This window comes from Mesonia oceanica, assembly GCF_902499555.1.
In the GTDB taxonomy this organism is placed as follows: domain Bacteria; phylum Bacteroidota; class Bacteroidia; order Flavobacteriales; family Flavobacteriaceae; genus Mesonia; species Mesonia oceanica.
Genome location: NZ_CABVMM010000005.1, coordinates 79,749 through 97,136, shown reverse-complemented (window position 1 = coordinate 97,136; position 17,388 = coordinate 79,749). Strand labels below are relative to the sequence as shown.

The 17,388-nt window shown below is 33.4% G+C and carries 18 protein-coding genes; 7 read left to right on the top strand and 11 right to left on the bottom strand.

Going from position 1 to position 17,388, the window contains the following annotated elements:
- Nucleotides 1-56: 56 nt before the first annotated feature.
- Nucleotides 57-1,502 carry an acetyl-CoA carboxylase biotin carboxylase subunit gene (accC, locus tag FVB9532_RS07400; protein WP_150544573.1) on the bottom strand — a complete coding sequence of 482 codons (1,446 nt, stop codon included), beginning with the start codon at nucleotides 1,500-1,502 and terminating at the stop codon, nucleotides 57-59.
- A gap of 120 nt (nucleotides 1,503-1,622) precedes the next feature.
- A complete protein-coding gene (locus FVB9532_RS07395) occupies nucleotides 1,623-2,108 on the bottom strand; it encodes an acyl-CoA carboxylase biotin carboxyl carrier protein subunit (protein ID WP_150544572.1) in 486 nt (161 codons plus the stop codon).
- Nucleotides 2,109-2,216: 108 nt separating this feature from the next.
- Here FVB9532_RS07395 and FVB9532_RS07390 point away from each other — a divergent pair, with 108 nt between their 5' ends.
- Nucleotides 2,217-2,531, top strand: coding sequence for an antibiotic biosynthesis monooxygenase family protein (locus FVB9532_RS07390; RefSeq protein ID WP_150544571.1), 315 nt, complete (start codon nucleotides 2,217-2,219; stop codon nucleotides 2,529-2,531).
- On the opposite strand, the gene FVB9532_RS07385 is transcribed toward FVB9532_RS07390, so the two are convergent.
- Together FVB9532_RS07385 and FVB9532_RS07380 are read right to left on the bottom strand one after the other, a co-directional pair.
- The gene (locus FVB9532_RS07385) at nucleotides 2,528-2,941 is read right to left on the bottom strand and encodes a DUF6691 family protein (protein WP_150544570.1); all 414 of its coding nucleotides are present in this window, start codon (nucleotides 2,939-2,941) and stop codon (nucleotides 2,528-2,530) included. The genes FVB9532_RS07390 and FVB9532_RS07385 overlap by 4 nt on opposite strands.
- Before the next feature lie 91 nt (nucleotides 2,942-3,032).
- On the bottom strand, nucleotides 3,033-3,584 hold the full coding sequence (locus FVB9532_RS07380; RefSeq protein WP_150544569.1) for a YeeE/YedE family protein: 552 nt from the start codon (nucleotides 3,582-3,584) through the stop codon (nucleotides 3,033-3,035).
- A 171-nt stretch (nucleotides 3,585-3,755) separates the two neighbouring features.
- Between FVB9532_RS07380 and FVB9532_RS07375 the strand changes: the two genes are divergently transcribed.
- Nucleotides 3,756-4,184 (top strand): PepSY-like domain-containing protein, encoded by a 429-nt coding sequence (locus FVB9532_RS07375; protein WP_150544568.1) that lies wholly within the window; start codon nucleotides 3,756-3,758, stop codon nucleotides 4,182-4,184.
- A gap of 88 nt (nucleotides 4,185-4,272) precedes the next feature.
- Here FVB9532_RS07375 and FVB9532_RS07370 read toward each other — a convergent pair whose 3' ends face one another.
- The 6 genes from FVB9532_RS07370 to FVB9532_RS07345 form a co-directional block, all read right to left on the bottom strand.
- Nucleotides 4,273-5,607 carry an MBL fold metallo-hydrolase gene (locus tag FVB9532_RS07370; protein WP_150544567.1) on the bottom strand — a complete coding sequence of 445 codons (1,335 nt, stop codon included), beginning with the start codon at nucleotides 5,605-5,607 and terminating at the stop codon, nucleotides 4,273-4,275.
- 18 nt (nucleotides 5,608-5,625) lie between these two features.
- Nucleotides 5,626-6,519 (bottom strand): sterol desaturase family protein, encoded by an 894-nt coding sequence (locus FVB9532_RS07365; protein ID WP_150544566.1) that lies wholly within the window; start codon nucleotides 6,517-6,519, stop codon nucleotides 5,626-5,628.
- A 94-nt stretch (nucleotides 6,520-6,613) separates the two neighbouring features.
- Nucleotides 6,614-7,225, bottom strand: a complete 612-nt coding sequence (locus FVB9532_RS07360) for a class I SAM-dependent methyltransferase (protein WP_150544565.1) — start codon at nucleotides 7,223-7,225, stop codon at nucleotides 6,614-6,616.
- A gap of 1 nt (nucleotide 7,226) precedes the next feature.
- Nucleotides 7,227-8,033: a sulfite exporter TauE/SafE family protein gene (locus FVB9532_RS07355; protein ID WP_150544564.1), complete on the bottom strand. Its 807-nt coding sequence runs from the start codon at nucleotides 8,031-8,033 to the stop codon at nucleotides 7,227-7,229.
- A 64-nt stretch (nucleotides 8,034-8,097) separates the two neighbouring features.
- On the bottom strand, nucleotides 8,098-8,733 hold the full coding sequence (locus FVB9532_RS07350) for a Crp/Fnr family transcriptional regulator (protein ID WP_150544563.1): 636 nt from the start codon (nucleotides 8,731-8,733) through the stop codon (nucleotides 8,098-8,100).
- Between the two features lie 11 nt (nucleotides 8,734-8,744).
- Nucleotides 8,745-9,197, bottom strand: a complete 453-nt coding sequence (locus tag FVB9532_RS07345; protein ID WP_150544562.1) for a cytochrome c — start codon at nucleotides 9,195-9,197, stop codon at nucleotides 8,745-8,747.
- 143 nt (nucleotides 9,198-9,340) lie between these two features.
- Here FVB9532_RS07345 and FVB9532_RS07340 point away from each other — a divergent pair, with 143 nt between their 5' ends.
- Nucleotides 9,341-11,524, top strand: coding sequence for a T9SS type A sorting domain-containing protein (locus FVB9532_RS07340; protein ID WP_150544561.1), 2,184 nt, complete (start codon nucleotides 9,341-9,343; stop codon nucleotides 11,522-11,524).
- 333 nt (nucleotides 11,525-11,857) lie between these two features.
- On the opposite strand, the gene FVB9532_RS07335 is transcribed toward FVB9532_RS07340, so the two are convergent.
- A complete protein-coding gene (locus FVB9532_RS07335) occupies nucleotides 11,858-12,112 on the bottom strand; it encodes a type B 50S ribosomal protein L31 (protein WP_150312745.1) in 255 nt (84 codons plus the stop codon).
- Between the two features lie 161 nt (nucleotides 12,113-12,273).
- Here FVB9532_RS07335 and FVB9532_RS07330 point away from each other — a divergent pair, with 161 nt between their 5' ends.
- From FVB9532_RS07330 to FVB9532_RS07315, 4 genes are read left to right on the top strand one after another with little or no spacing between them, the layout of a single operon-like run.
- On the top strand, nucleotides 12,274-12,810 hold the full coding sequence (locus FVB9532_RS07330) for a DUF4199 domain-containing protein (RefSeq protein WP_150544560.1): 537 nt from the start codon (nucleotides 12,274-12,276) through the stop codon (nucleotides 12,808-12,810).
- 8 nt (nucleotides 12,811-12,818) lie between these two features.
- Entirely contained in the window at nucleotides 12,819-13,775 is a 957-nt protein-coding gene (locus FVB9532_RS07325) for a glycosyltransferase family 2 protein (protein ID WP_150544559.1), read from the top strand.
- 54 nt (nucleotides 13,776-13,829) lie between these two features.
- The gene (locus FVB9532_RS07320; RefSeq protein WP_150544558.1) at nucleotides 13,830-15,545 is read left to right on the top strand and encodes a phospho-sugar mutase; all 1,716 of its coding nucleotides are present in this window, start codon (nucleotides 13,830-13,832) and stop codon (nucleotides 15,543-15,545) included.
- A gap of 13 nt (nucleotides 15,546-15,558) precedes the next feature.
- Entirely contained in the window at nucleotides 15,559-17,385 is a 1,827-nt protein-coding gene (locus FVB9532_RS07315; protein WP_150544557.1) for an ABC transporter ATP-binding protein, read from the top strand.
- Nucleotides 17,386-17,388 lie beyond the last annotated feature (3 nt).

Below are 17,388 nucleotides of genomic sequence, written 5' to 3'. Positions count from 1 at the left end.
TAAAATCTCTTGACTACGCCTTCCTGACCACAGGCAAGCACAGTATAGAAATCTTACTATTCTGTAATTGGTAAACGCAGTTGTTGCTGATCTTTTAAATATTGTCTTAAGGCAATAATAGCTGCTAACTTTGCCTCTTCTTCCGTTTTGGCATGAAGCTTATCTGCAGAATAATAGTTCTTCACAAAATGGGTGTCAAAATTTCCACTCCGGAAAGCTTCGTGTTCAAAAACAAATTTACCAAACGGTAACGTGGTTGAAACACCTTCAATTTGATAGGCATCAATCGCTTTGATCATTAATTGAATAGCTTCTTCTCTACTCTTACCGTAGGTGACCAATTTTGCCAACATTGGATCGTAATAAATAGGCACATCCATTCCTTCTTCAAAACCATTATCTAAGCGAATGTTTTTGCCTTCAGGAATTACATATTTTTCTAAATTACCAACGCTTGGTAAAAAATCATCTAACGGATCTTCCGCATAAACCCTTAACTCTAATGCGTGACCCGTAATATTTAAATCTTCTTGTGTAAAACTTAATTCCTCACCACGAGCTACTTTAATTTGCTCTTCTACTAAATCTATACCTGTAATTAATTCGGTTACCGGATGTTCTACTTGTAATCGGGTATTCATTTCTAAGAAATAGAAATTTCGGCTTTCATCAAACAAAAACTCAACCGTTCCTGCGCCAACATAATCACAAGCTTTAGCTACTCGAACAGCTGCTTCTCCCATTTCTTTTCGTAAAGCATTATCCAACACTACCGATGGAGCTTCTTCTACTACTTTTTGGTGACGTCGCTGTATGCTGCATTCTCTTTCAAAAAGATGAACCGTATTTCCATGTTCATCGGCCAACACCTGAATTTCTATATGTCGCGGAGAAGCCACGTACTTTTCAATAAATACAGAACCATCTCCAAAAGCAGATTCGGCTTCGCTTATGGCACGTTTCATTTGTTCTTCTAGAACTTCATCGCTCTCCACAACACGCATCCCTTTACCGCCTCCACCGGCAGAAGCTTTAATAAGAATAGGAAAACCTATTTCTTTAGCAATTTTTTTAGCTTTTTCGGTATCTGTAATCGCTTCGTCAATACCGGGAACCATAGGAATGTCATAAGCTTTCACCGCTTCTTTTGCGGCTAGCTTGCTTCCCATAATTTCTATAGCGTGTGGCTTAGGACCTATAAACTTGATCCCACTATCTGTTACAGCTTTTGCAAATTTGGCGTTTTCACTTAAAAACCCGTATCCTGGATGAATTCCGTCGACATTTAAGCTTTTGGCAGTTTCTATAATTTTATCGCCTAATAAATAGGATTGATTGGATGGTGCTTCCCCTATACAAACTGCTTCATCTGCAAATTTTACGTGTGGTGCATTTCTATCTGCCGTTGAGTAAATCGCTACGGTTTTGATTCCCATTTTTTGAGCGGACTTCATCACCCGTAAAGCAATTTCTCCCCGATTGGCAACTAATATTTTTCTCATTATTGATTGTAGTTTTTCTTCTTGTTATCTTCTGTCATTCAGCGTTTATTCAACATTTGATATGCTATACATTTTAACTCCGCTCAATGTGATAATTTTCATAATTCGATAACTTGAGTTTTATTCCATTTCAATTAAAAGTTGATTTTTCTCAACGGTTTGTCCCTTTTCAACACTTATTGATTTAATAACGGCATCTCTAGGTGCGGTTAAAGCATTTTCCATCTTCATGGCTTCTAAAACCAATAAGTAATCGCCTTCTTTTACTTCGTCACCTTCTTTTACATTTACTTCTAAAATTAAACCGGGCATCGGTGCTTTAATGTCGTTTACCATTTGCGCGTTACCCAACGATAATCCCATTTCTTCGATAAGTAAATCAAGTTCATTAGCAATATCTACTTCGTATGAATTAGAATTAATTTTTACGGTATATTTTCTATTTAAAAAATCACTTTTAGCAATTTCTGCTTTAAACGATTTATTTTCTTGAAGTACGTGATATTTTTGATTGGGAAGTGGCTGTGCATCGAGATTTTGAATTTCATCTAAGTTAAATTCAAGCTCAACATCTCCATTAACTTTTACTTTATAATTTTTATCCATATCGATAAATAAATAGACTTATTTTTGATGATTTGTAAATATATAAAAATATAAACGCATTTTTTTTCAGAATTTGTTTTTAATATGAATTTTCTAAAACTCAAAAAAATGAGCTCTAAATTACCACTACCTCCCTATTATGCAGTCATTTTCACTTCTAAATTGAAAAAGAAGTCTTTAGCTTATGAAGAAATGGCTCATAAAATGCTTAAGCTGGCACAGAAACAAAAAGGATTTTTAGGAATGGAAAGTGCCCGTGAAGAAATTGGGATTACGGTATCTTATTGGAAAGATTTGGAAAGTATAAAAAACTGGAAAGAAAATACAGCACACCAATTGGCTCAAAAATTAGGTAAGAACGAATGGTATGCTGCTTATAGAGTTAGAATTGCAAAAGTTGAACGTGATTATGAGTTTTTTTAATGGGGTAATTTTTTCCGAAGTAAGCCATAAAGAAAAGTTCCCAAAATAGCTCCAAGAATTACAATGAATATTGAAACATAACCAACTCCGGCCAAGGTATACATGGGTCCTGGGCAAGCACCTGCCAAGCCCCAACCTAAACCAAAAATGATTCCGCCAAATAGATATCTGGAAATTCCTTTTTCTTTAGGCTTTAAGGAAAGTTCTGAACCATCAATAGCTTTTACATTTTTCTTTTTTAAGAATTGTACGCCAATCATCCCGATGACAACGGCAGATCCCATAATGCCATACATATGGAAACTGGCAAAGTTGAACATTTCGTAAATCCTAAACCAAGATGCAGCTTCAGATTTATACATAATGATCCCAAAAATGGTACCGAGGAATAAATAAAGTAATGTTTTCATTTTGAATAATATTTTGAATAATATTTTGATAACCTCTCGACTCCGACTTCCTAACGGCAGTCAAGCTCAAGGAAACAGTTTTAATTTAATTTTAAAAAATAAATGGATAGAGTAAATGCACCATTATTAAACCTCCAATAAAGAAACCTACGATAGCTATTAATGAAGGAAGCTGTAGGTTACTTAAGCCTGAAATTCCGTGGCCCGATGTACAACCTCCGGCATAGCGTGCTCCAAACCCAACCAATAATCCGCCTCCTAAAAGAAGGATAACATTTTTAAGGTCTAGATTTTCCAATGCAAAAATTTCTGGAGGTAAATAGGCTTTTCCTGCACTATTGATTCCATATTCTTTTAGTTGGGGAATAAGACTTTCATTTATTTGAACAATGTTATCGGATAGATAATTTGCTGAGATAAATCCACCGATTGCAGCACCGATCATAAGGGTTAAATTCCATCGTTGGGATTTCCAATCAAAATTAAAAAAATCAGCTACTTTTCCGCCACCACCGATGGAGCATAACGATCTTAAGTTGGAGGACATCCCAAATTGCTTCCCAATAATTAAAAGCAATAGCATAAAAATAGCAATTGCCGGGCCGCCGATGTACCACGGCCAAGGTTCTAAAATCCAATTCATAGTCATAAAATTTTATACAAATATGCTAGATAAGAATGAACAATTCTGTAACTCAAGTTACTTAATACTTCTTTAGCAAAAATTGTTAAGTTTCTTCAAATTCACAAAACCTTAATAACCAAAACCTTATTACTATTCTATCTTAATAATGTAAAACCATAAAATTAATGAATGATGAGAAAATGGATCATATTAGGGATTCTAACCTTAAGCGCAGTTCTTGTGGGACAAGCTCAAGAAAACTTAGACAAATTACCAACCAAAGCTTTAGAAATTGTAAAAGTAAATTATGCCGGACACGAGATTGATAAAGTAAATGCAGATCCTAATTCTGGAGAGGATAGCTATCAGGTAAAATTTAAGAACGGAACGAAAATCGATTTTAATGAAAAAGGTGAACCAACTCAAATTTCAGGGGAAGAAAAAGTACCATACGATTTGATCCCTGAGAAAATGAAATTTTTCTTAGAAAACCGATATCAAGATGATTACGTCACCGATTGGAAAATGGATGATGACGGGCACCAAATTGAAATGAAAAGTGGCGCCGAACTTGTCTTTGATTCGGATGGAAACTTTTTAAGAAATAAAGATTTATAAAATATCTATTTATATTATTGTTATAAAATAAAAAGCCAAACTAAATTAGTTAGTTTGGCTTTTTAACAGATATGATTTGAATTTACAATTACATAAAATCTTTAATCGCATCGCTTAAATCGAGAACACTTACCTTATCAATTTCACGATCTAAAATACTACTTCCTGCGGCACTTCTGTAACCGGCAGCACAATGCACCACGATAGGCTTATCGGTTGGGACTTCATTTGCTCTTTCTCTTAACTCGTGCAACGGAATATTAATAGAACTTTCAAACGGTTTATTTTCTTCAACCTCAGGTACATTTCTAATGTCTACAATGGTATAATCTTCTTGGTTGTTTTTAAATTCTTCCAGATTTATTTCTTCTGAAGAATTTAAATTACCTGCTAAAGTTATTACTGCCTTTAATTGCTTTTCATAACCAATTTTTGCCATTCTACTTAAAGCGTTTTCCATCATATCTACCGAAGGAACTACCAAATAAAATGCTTCTTCCGGTTGTACAATTGCTCCTAACCAGGTTTCTAGCTTTTGTGGTTCCCTAATTCCCTGAATATTAAAACTTCCTGTTAAATGATTCGCTTTAAATTCTTCTTCAGCTCTAATATCGACAATTATAGCTTCGGCTTCTACTTCACTTACATTTAATAAAACAGGAACTTCTCCAATACTTTTCAGATAGTTATCGGGACCTTTTTTATTGGTATCAACATCAAATCCAAAGTAATGCGGAATCATGGGTTGGTCTTTTAAAATTTCTTCTACAAACTCTTCTTCGGTTTGTTCTTTAAAAGCCCAGTTGCCCATTCGCTCATTTCCTAAAGTAGAAGAAGAAGCATCACTCATATTTTTACCGCAAAGTGATCCGGCTCCGTGTGCAGGATACACCAAAGTTTCATCGGGTAAATGTGTAAATTTATCTTTAATCGTATGATACATTTGCTTGGCCAACTCTTCTCGTTTGGCTTGCATATTTCCTGCTTTTTCACGTAAATCTGGTCGACCTACGTTGCCTATAAATAAGGTATCACCGGTAAACATTGCTTTCTCTTGATCTTCTTCCGCTAAAATGGTAATACTATCGGGAGAATGCCCAGGAGAATTAATGGCAGAAAATTTTATTTTTCCCATCATAAAATCGTCTCCATCATCAAACGTTTGGTGTGGATAATCGGCTCCCAACAATTCACTTACATAAATGGTCGCTCCGGTTTCTTTATGTATTTGGTAATGACTGCTCACAAAATCTGCGTGCGGATGCGTTTCGAAAACCGCTACAATTTTTGCATTATTTTCTTCAGCAAATTGATAATACTGCATCGGGTTTCTTGCAGGATCTACTACGGCCATTTTTCCTTCAGAAATGATGGCATAACTATAATGAGCTAGCGCTTTATCGTTAAATTGTTTTATATTCATCTGTAAAGATTTTATATTTTATTTTTGTGTTGTTTTTTGTTGATGCTGAAACGGGTACATCAACTGTTTTTGAAAACTTTCCGGGAAATTTTCATCTCCTACAAAGCCTAATTCTATATTCTTTCCATTTTTGGGAATATAAGCCGTTCCAAACAAATAGTCCCAAATACTCAAACTTAATCCGTAATTCATTCCATAGGGACGATCTTGGGGAAATTCTTTTGAATGATGCCAAATGTGCATTTTTGGGTTGTTTAAAATATAACCCAACCAACCATAACTCCACCCTAAATTGGCATGATTTAAATGACCAATAAAAACTGAAAACATATGCACCACAAAAAATTGCTCAATCCCAAAACCAATCATCGCCAGCGGAATATATTGTACGCTTTTATACACAATGGTTTCCATAAAATGAAAGCGAAACTGTGCGGCAAAACCCATTTGTTTTACGCTGTGATGTACCTTATGAAACTTCCACAGCCAAGGTTGCTTGTGTAATTGCCTATGAACATTCCATTGTATAAAATCTGCCACCACAAACATAATTAGCAATTGTAGCCAAACAGGAAAATTTTGTACTTCAATCGCGACGATGTTTTTGATGCCAAACAGAGCGAGAAAATCGTTAAACAATTCGACTCCCACATTAGAAATAGCATTGTAACCTACCAAAGAGAAAAGAAAAAAGTTAAAGAGAATATAAAAGCTATCTAACCAAAATCCTTTTCTGAAAATAGGCTGATTTTTTCGCCAAGGAATAAATATTTCCAAAGCCCAAACCAATAGCGATAATCCAATAAGCCAATAGAAATAGTTAGTCCACGACGGATGAGTTATTTCACTCAACAAATAGTTGAAATAACCGGTAAACGAATCGCTTATTATTTTTAAATACTTTTCTAACATTTTTCTATCAACAGATAACAAAAATACACAATATCTACACTTATGTAAGTAACTGGAGTTACATTGAAAATTTCTTATCGTATCTCTAAAATTTTTACTTTTTTTGAGCAAACATTCTTACTACAGAACCTTTGCCTACATGCTTTTCACCTTCATTTAAACTGGTTTCAACTTCTTGAAGTTCTAGAAAATTATAATTGGTAAATTCTTCCTTAAATTCTTCTACAGAAAATAAAAGATCAGTGTTTTTAGGCCCTCCAATCTTGGGATACTTTTCCTGATAATCTGGATGTTTTTGTCCGAAACCTTCTACGATTAAATATCCACCGCTTTTTAAAAGTCGGTTTATTTTTTTAAAATAGGAGGCTCGTTTAGATTTTTCAAAGTGCGCATAAATTAAGGCAATGGTATCGAAAGAGTTTTCTTCATAATTAATTTCAAGAAAATCTTGTGTTGAATAATTGATCGCTACATTATTCGCTTCAGCAAATTGAAGCGCTTTTTCTTTTGCAACATTACTAATATCGAAGGCTTCGACTTTCCAATTATTTCTAGCAGCAAAAACGGCATTTCTCCCCTCGCCTTCAGCAGCAAATAAAATTTTACCGACTTGTAATTGTTTTAATTTTTCAGCTAAATAAATATTCGGAGACTTTCCGTAGATATATTCTGTAGTATTAAATTTTTCGTTCCAAAATTCTTTCATCTTACATCATCATTTCTTTGTAAAAAATATAAATTCCCATCACTAACACCAACCAACCAAAAGCTTTTTTTAATTTGGGACCATCTATAAATTTATTCAGATATATTCCGATAAAAATACCAATAATTGCAAATGCTGAAAAAGAAAGAAGAAAAACCCAATTGATTTCTATCTGTAAAGCATCGCCCAAAAAGCCTATTAAAGAGTTTATCGCTATAATAAATAATGAGGTGGCGGCTGCTTTTTTAATAGGAAGTTTTGCTAGAAACAATAAAATAGGTACTATAATGAAACCTCCACCTGCGCCTACTAGACCTGTAACAATTCCTGTTAAAACCCCTAAAGAAATTAAACTGAAATAACTGGTTGGTTTTGGTTTTTCTCGGGTTACATCAATAACTCTCTTAGTTTTATCTAAAATCATCGAAAAAGAAGCCGCCAACATCAAAATGGCGAAAAACACCATAATGGCGACATCTTTGGTAAGTAAAATATCTTGATTTTGAAAAATGATTTCTGGAATCGCAGGAATGATAAATTTACGTGTTGAAAATACAGCTATTACTGCCGGAATAGCAAAGATGAGTGATGTACCAAAACTCACTAAACCTTTTTGTAAGTTTTTAATGGCGCCAAACATAGAGGATATACCGACTACAAATAAAGAATAACCGGTTGCTAAAACCGGATCAATACCCAATAAGTAAACAAAAACAGGAACCGTTAATATTGAACCACCTCCACCGGTAAGCCCTAAAACTATCCCGATGATTAATGCTGCGATAAAACCTAAAATGCTAATTAACATTTGCTATTTTTTCATTTCTGCCAACAAAACTATAGAAAAGAAAAGTAAGACATAGTGATAAATGTTACACAGCTAATAATTTTATGGAATTTCGATGTAATTCGATGGCGTGCTGGTTTTCCAATTTTTTAAGCAATCTGGAAATAACTACACGAGAAGAGTTTAAATCTCTAGCAATTTCTTGATGGGTAATCTCTATAAAATTGCTATTAGAAAGTTTCTTTTTATGCTGAAGATATTTTATTAAACGATCATCTAATTTTGAAAAAGCGATATTATCAATAGATTGAAGTACCTCCATTAAACGGTGATGGTAACTATCGAAAACAAAATTACGCCAGCTTTTGTATTTAGAAGACCACTCTTCCATTTTTTGAATGGGAATCATTAAAAGTGTAGCGTCGGTTTCTGCAACAGCTTTAATTTCACTCTTTTTATTTCCGATGCAGCAAGCTAGGGTCATTGCGCACGTATCTCCTTTCTCTAAGAAATACAGCAACAATTCATCTCCATTTTCATCTTCGCGCAAAATTTTAATCGCTCCGGTCAAGATTAATGGCATCGATCTGATGTAATCGCCTGCATTTATAAGTTCTTCACCGGCTTTTACCTCCCGAAAAATAGCGACTTTATTAATTTCTTCTACCAATTCGGGCTGAAATAAACCGCCATAATTTTGTTGAAGTGCTGATGAATTCATGAAAAAGGAATTTATTTTTTTGCTTGAGAAACTTCTTCCGAAGATACCATTTTTTCTTGTTTGTTTCCCCAAGTATTCATGACATAGTTCAATACGTCGGCTACTTCTTGGTCTGATAATCCCATTGGGGTCATGATATTATCATAAGTATTCCCGTTTACGGTAATTTCTCCGCTTAATCCATATTTTACCGCCTGAATACTTTCGGTTCTCTTTTTGGTTAACCAATCTGATCTTCGAAGTGGCGGATAAACTTTAGGAATGCCTTTACCTGTGGGCAAGTGACATTGTGCACAGTTATTACTATAAATAGATTTTCCCCTAGCTATGCTTTCTTCTAATGGTGTTTTTTTTATTTCATCACCAGTAGAAACTATTTTATTTGAATTTTCTTTTTCTGAAGAAATATTCTTACAAGAATAAGCAAATGTAAAAATGAACAATAGAAAAAAAACCTTATACATACCAATAAAAATTTAATATAAAAACCAAAAACCAATAATTATCGTATTTATAAATGATATATGTTAATTGATAACATATTACTTAACATAAATTTAAAACACAATATCATTTTTAATATATTCGCAAAAATAGACATATTCATATGAGAAATACGATTAAATTACTATTTATACTTTTAAGTATAACAGCATTTTCACAACAAGCTTCAAAAATAAAAAAGGATATTGAAAAGTATCATCAAAATAGCTATGAGTTTGAGGAATATGAAATTTTTTCAGAAACATATGATAAGACTTTAAACGAAGAGCTAAAAGAATCTGTAACTGAAGCGGCTATTTTTAATATTAATAAAGAGACCATTCAAAATATATATCAGGATAAACCTCTTTTAATAAAATTAGCTATTCCTTTTAAAGGCGAAACTATCGAAATTGAACTTTATAGAAAAAATACATTAGATAAAGATTTTAAGGCTTTTGATAACAAGCAACAAAATCTATATTACAAACCCGGTGTTTTTTATCGCGGTGTAGTTTCCAATTCACAACAATCGATCGCTTCTTTTTCATTTTTCAACAATAGTGTTTATGGACTTGTTTCTACCATAGAATTAGGAAATATCAATATTGGAAAAATAAAAAACAGCAAGCAATATATAGTTTATGCAGAACACGATCTTACTGGAGAAAATCCTTTTGTATGTGGGTTTGATAATATAGAAGAAAATGTAGAAAAAACATTTCAGCAAAGTTTTAATCCACAAGCAAGAACTTCCACGGTAACCACTAATTGTGTAAGGGTTTATTACGAAGTGGCTTATGAACCTTATTTACAGAATAATTCTGATGTGGAAGAAACGATTAACTGGGTTACTTCCATCCATAACAATATCTCTACGCTTTATGAAAATGATGGGGTTACCATAGCTTTAAGTGAAATTATGGTTTGGACAGAGGATGATCCTTATGATTACGATTACGAAGGAAATTTAAATTACTTTAGTAATTACAGGGACTATTTTAATGGAGACTTAGCCCATTTAATCAATCAACCATCAACCACCAGTGTCGCTTATTTAAACTCTCTTTGTGAGTGGAACAACTATGCATATTCTGCTGTAGAACAATTTTATAATGAAGTTCCCACTTATTCTTGGACAATTGGAGCATCTACACACGAAATGGGACATGCTTTTGGCTCTCCACATACTCATGCTTGTGCTTGGAATGGTAACAATACTGCCATCGACGGATGCGGCCCAACAGCTACTTCTGAAGCTGATGAAGGCTGTGATGGCCCAATACCTTCCGAAGGAACTATAATGAGCTACTGTCATTTATTATCAGATGTAGGGGTTAATTTATCGTTAGGTTTTGGACCTCAACCGTCCCAATTAATAAGAAATACTATAGATAGCAAAGATTGTTTAGGTACCGATTGTATTAATTCCTGTTTTAGCTCTATACAGAATGTGAACTTTTTTGATTCTACGATAAATTCTACAAACTTTAATATCATCGATAATTACTCTTCAGAATGGGCTTATATTTTCTTTCCCTACAATAGCAATGCAAATGCTTCAGATTGGATCTACACCAATTCTAAAACAGTAATCATTGATGACCTAGCTCCAAATACATACTATGATATGTACATTGCAAATATTTGCTCGAATAATGATGCGGGCGGATATAGAAGTTATTTATATTTAAGTGACTGGGATTTTTGTAGTGGTGAAAATTTTGTAGACTCTGGGGATACTTCAGATGATTATGGTAACGAACAATACCTAATCAAAACATTCTTCCCTTCTAATGAGAATGAAAAAATACAACTAGATTTCCTAGAGTTCTTTACTGAAGAAGATTTCGATTTCATGACGATTTATGACGGGACATCTATTGACGCTCCTGTATTTGCTAACGGAGAAAACTTATCTGGTAATTTAACTTCCCAAGCTTTAAGTTTTACAGCAACTAATCCCGAAGGGGCTATTACAATTAAGTTCACTTCAGACACCTACTTAAATGAATCTGGTTGGGAAGCAGAAATTTCTTGTCTTCCTGCTAATCTAGCAGCAAATAATTTTGAGAAAAAGGACATTAGCATTTTCCCTAATCCTGCTCAATCAAATTTTACGATTAATAGTAGTCAAGAAATCAATAAGGTAATTATCTATGATATTGCCGGTAGAAAAGTGATAGAAAGAAAAAACATTAATGACCTTCAAACCACTATAGATATTGAAAACTTAAGTAACGGAGCTTATTTTGTAAATATCAATTCGCAAAATACCACTCAAACATTTAAGGTGATCAAGAATTAATATTAACTTTTAATTACAAATCAAAAGCCTGAAGATTAAAACATCTTCAGGCTTTTTTTATTTGTAAGAGTAAATTTGATACGTAAAACATCATAAAATATCGTCATCCTTTTTGTTATAGCTTTCATAGTAAAGCCATAGCCAAAGTATTTATTCTAACTATTATGATGTTTATTGGATTTTGAAAATGTATCAGAACAGTATCTTTTTTAAACAGGATATAAGAAATTTATATTAAATGATATTGTTCCGATTCTTGATTTATTAATAACACAAAAAACCTCTAAAGCTAACTTTAGAGGTTTTACTATATGGTAAGAAATAGCTATAAATTTATTTCTTCTTGAATTTCGCGTATTTATTTTTAAACTTATCAATACGTCCAGCAGAGTCAATAAGTTTAGTCTTCCCAGTATAAAATGGATGAGAAGTTCTTGAGATCTCTAATTTCACCAATGGATACTCAGTTCCATCAACATCAATAGTTTCTTTAGTATTCACAGTAGACTTTGTAATAAAGACTTCGTCGTTAGACATATCTTTAAAAGCTACAAGTCTATAATTTTCTGGATGGATTCCTTGTTTCATCTTCTTTAGCTTTAAACCTTATAATTTTCGAGGTGCAAATTTATATAAAATAAATTATTTCACAACTATTTACCGTACAAATTTAAGAAAGAATAAAAGTTTTTAAAAATGCTCTGTAACCTTTTTCTATATTTGTGTACTAAATAGCCAAAATAATAAATATGAATGAGCAAACTAGTACTAGTTTTAAAAAATTAGCAAGTCAATTCGGAATTGGCTTAGGAATACTATTATCTTTAATTACCGTTTTAAGTTATGTCTTTTATTTAGAACTCATTACAAAATGGTGGATGAATATCTTCAGTTTCTTACTTGTTTTAACAGTAGCAATAATCGGTTCTTATAAATGCAAAAAAGCTTATTCAGGTATTTATACTTACAAAAAAGCTTTCACTTCCTATTTCATTATTGTCTTAATTAGTACTACCATAGCTACCTTTACAAACTATTTAATATTTAATATTGTAGACCCAGAAGCTGCAGATTTTCTCTTGGATAAAACAATTGAAATGACAAGATCCTTTATGGAAAACTTTGGAGTATCTGAAGAAGACATTAATAAATCTGTCCAAGCTTTAAAACAAGAAAATCAATTTTCATTGAAGAATCAGATTTTAGGATTATTTTCAAATCTTGTTATATATATTCTAATAGGTTTATTAGTTTCGTTAGGATTAAGAGAGAAAAAGGAAAATTAGGTAAACAAATGCAGCTATCCATCGTTATCCCACTTCTTAACGAAGAAAAATCTTTACCGGAACTTTATAATTGGATTATTGAAGTAATGCAAGCCAACAACTACTCCTATGAAATTATTTTCATAGATGATGGTAGTAGCGATCACAGTTGGAAAATTATTAAGCAACTTTCTGAAACCAACACTTCTGTTAAAGCAATTCATTTTCAAAAAAACTACGGAAAATCTCAAGCTTTACATGCGGGATTTTTAATGGCACAAGGAGAAGTAGTAATTACCATGGATGCCGATTTACAGGACAATCCTGAAGAAATCCCAGATTTATTCAACTTAATTAAAAAAGAAAATTACGATTTGGTTTCCGGCTGGAAACGCAAGCGCTACGATAATGTTATCACCAAAAACCTTCCTTCTAAACTTTTCAATCTAGCCGCCCGAAAAGTTTCAGGATTGCCGCTTCACGATTTTAATTGTGGTCTAAAAGCCTACAGTCAAGAAGTAATCAAACAAATTGATGTATACGGAGAAATGCACCGATACATTCCACTATTGGCTAAAAATGCAGGCTTTCATCATATTGCTGAAAAAGAAGTAAAACATCAAGCCCGAAAATATGGTGAAACCAAATTTGGTTCAGAACGCTTTCTCCACGGCTTGTTAGATTTAATCACCATTTGGTTTATCTCACGTTTTGGTAAAAACCCGATGCACCTTTTTGGCGGTTTAGGAATATTAATGTTTTTTGTAGGTTTCATCGCCGCCCTCTACATTGGCGTTTCCAAACTCTACCACTTATACCATCATATACCCGATATTTTAGTCACCCAAAACCCTTGGTTTTACATTGCTTTAACCGTTATGGTAATGGGTACTTTATTATTTTTGGCTGGTTTTATTGCTGAACTTATTTTACGCTCACAACATAAAACCGAACGCTATAAAGTTAGCAAAACCTTAAATCAATAGGCATCCACTATTTTTTTCTTTATTTTCGTAGATACTGACTAACTCAGAATCACTATGGAAGAAATCTTATCTAAAGCAAAATATTGGCTTTCTGATGTTTTTGATGAAACAACCAGAAAGAACACACAACATTTAATAGAAAACGATAAAAAAGAACTAGAAGATAGTTTTTACAAAGATTTAGCTTTTGGTACCGGAGGAATGCGTGGAATTATGGGCATAGGTACTAACCGAATCAATAAATACACCTTAGGAAAAAACACACAAGGACTCTCTAACTACCTAAAAGAGCAATTCCCTAATGAAGCTATTAAAGTAGTAATTGCTTACGACTGTCGCAATAACAGTAAAGAATTGGCGCAAATCGTTGCCAACGTTTTCTCTGCTAACGGAATTAAGGTATTTATCTTTTCAGACTTAAGACCCACTCCAGAACTTAGTTTTGCTGTAAAATATTTAGATTGCCAATGCGGAATTGTTTTAACCGCTAGCCATAATCCACCCGAATATAATGGTTACAAAGTTTATTGGGAAGATGGCGGACAGTTAGTTCCACCACAAGACAAAGAAATTGTCGATATTATTAATGCCTTAGAATACAGCGAAATTAAGTTTAAAGCGAAAGAAGATCTTATTGAATATGTTGACCATAAAGTAGATCAAGCTTTTATTGAAGCTTCCCTAAATAATGTAGATTTTGGCGTTTCTAAAAAAGCAAAAGAAGATTTTAAAATTGTATTCACCAGTCTCCATGGAACCTCCATTACTTTAATTCCGCAAGTATTGGAAAAAGCGGGGTTCAAAAATGTTTTCATTGTAGAAGACCAGGCAGAACCCAACGGAAACTTCCCAACGGTAAAATCTCCTAATCCAGAAGAACCCGATGCGTTAAAAATGGCCCTGAAACTAGCCGATGAAGAGCAAGCAGATATGGTAATTGGTACCGATCCCGATAGTGACCGTTTAGGAATTGCAGTAAGAAACAACGATGGTAAAATGGTTTTATTAAATGGAAACCAAACCATGATCTTAATGACCGATTTTCTACTGAAAGAATACAAAGCAAAAAATGGATTTAAAGGAGATGAATTTATTGCCTCTACAGTAGTTTCAACTCCAATGATGAGCAAATTAGCCGAATATTACCAAGTAGAATGTAAACTTGGCCTTACCGGCTTTAAATGGATTGCTAAAATGATCAACGACTACCCGCAACAAACTTTTATTGGGGGCGGTGAAGAAAGTTTTGGTTATATGGTGGGTGATTTTGTTCGTGACAAAGATGCAGTCACCTCTACCCTACTCGCTTGTACGATTGGTGCTCAAGCCAAAGAAAAAGATAGTTCTTTTTACAATGAGCTTTTAAAACTTTACACGCAACACTGTTTGTATCAAGAAAAATTAGTTTCATTAGTAAAAAAAGGAATTTCTGGAGCAGAAGAAATAAAAACGATGATGACCAATCTTCGTGAAAATCCGCCAAAAGAATTCAACAATACTAAAGTTATTTTATTTGAAGATTACCAAACCGGTAAAGCGCAAGATTTCAACGAAAATTCAACCAAAGAATTAGATTTCCCAAAATCGAATGTCTTAATTTTCTATCTAGAAGATGGAACAAAAATTGCAGCAAGACCTAGCGGAACTGAACCAAAAATTAAGTTCTATGTAAGTGTGAATGGCGAATTAGATTCCATAGAGAACTATAAAAACACAAAAGAACAACTCGAAAATAAAATTGATTCGGTACTTTCGCACTTTGATTTTTAAGTGTACAAATTAAATGAAATACATTAAAAAGATTTTTCCCTTTGTACTTCCGTATAAGAAGTATGCCTTTTTAAACATATTTGCCAATATATTTTATGCGCTATTTAGCACCCTATCTATGGTAGCGCTTATCCCTATGCTTAAGGTGATGTTTGGTAAAGAAGAACCCATAACAGAAACTCCCAAATTTGAAGGTCTACTTCATTTGGGAGATTTTTTTAACAACTACTCTAATTATTACATTACGACTACTTCCGCAGAAAAAGGTGAAGTTTATACGCTTACAATAATTGTGATACTTATTATAAGTTTATTCTTATTAAAAAACCTTTTCAATTATATGGGCTTGTTCTTTATCGCCTATTTAAGAAACGGAGTTTTAAAAGATTTGAGAGATAAGCTTTACAAGAAAATCGTTGAGCTTCCTATTTCTTTTTATTCAGAAAAAAGAAAAGGTGATATTATTGCCAGAATGACTTCTGATGTACAAGAAGTTCAGAATTCATTTTTAGCAGTTTTAGAACTTATTGTCAAAGAACCGCTAACCATTATTTTCACCATTATAATGATGGTGATTATTAGTCCAAAATTAACCTTATTTGTATTTATTTTTATACCGGTTTCTGGGTATATCATTTCCTTAATTGGCAAACAGCTCAAAAAGAAATCGGATCGGGTACAACGTGAAAACGGACATATTTTATCAAATTTAGAAGAAACGCTTACCGGTTTAAAAATCATCAAAGCTTTTAATGCGGAAAATAGATTTACTAAGTTTTTTCAACAATCTACTCAACGTCATTATAAATTTTCCAACGATTTAATGCATCGTAAAAATCTAGCTTCCCCAGTAAGTGAATTTTTAGGAATTATCGTGATTGCTATTCTCTTACTTTACGGTGGCAGAATGGTAATTTTAGAAGGTTCTTTAGATGGAGCTTCATTTATCGCCTATATGGGATTAGCCTACAACATTCTTACACCTGCGAAAGCCATTAGCAAAGCTTCTTACGAAGTTAAAAAAGGGAATGCTGCTGCAGAGCGTGTATTAAGTGTTTTAGAAACCAAAAATCCTATTCGGGATAAAGAAAATGCAATTGTTAAAGATTCTTTTGAAAGTGGGATCTCCATCAATAACATTTCTTTTAAATATGATGACTACGATGTCTTAAAAAACTTTAGCATCGAAGTTCCTAAAGGAAAAACCATCGCCTTAGTTGGGCAATCCGGTAGTGGAAAATCAACCATTGCCAATTTAGTAACCCGTTTTTATGATATTGAACGTGGTGAAATCTTGATAGATGGCACCAATATTAAAGACATCAGTAAAGAAAGTCTTCGTAATTTAATGGGAATGGTCACCCAAGATGCTATTTTATTTAATGAAACCATTAAAAACAATATCCTGATAGCCAAAGAAGATGCAACCGATAAAGAAATTATCGATGCCTTAAAAATTGCGAATGCTTGGGAATTTGTTTCAGAACTACCAAAAGGCATCGAAACCAATATTGGTGATAGCGGTAATAAATTAAGTGGTGGTCAAAAACAACGACTTTCTATCGCTCGTGCGGTACTTAAAAACCCGCCGATTATGATTTTAGATGAGGCCACTTCTGCCCTAGATACCGAAAGTGAAAAACTAGTACAAAAGGCCTTAGAAAATATGATGAAAAACAGAACTTCCATCGTTATTGCACACCGCCTTTCTACCATTCAAAATGCCGATAATATCATTGTTATGCAACGCGGGGAGATTGTAGAGCAAGGCAAGCACAACGAATTACTGGCTTTAAATGGTACTTATAAAAATTTAGTAGAAATGCAGTCTTTTGAGTAGCTG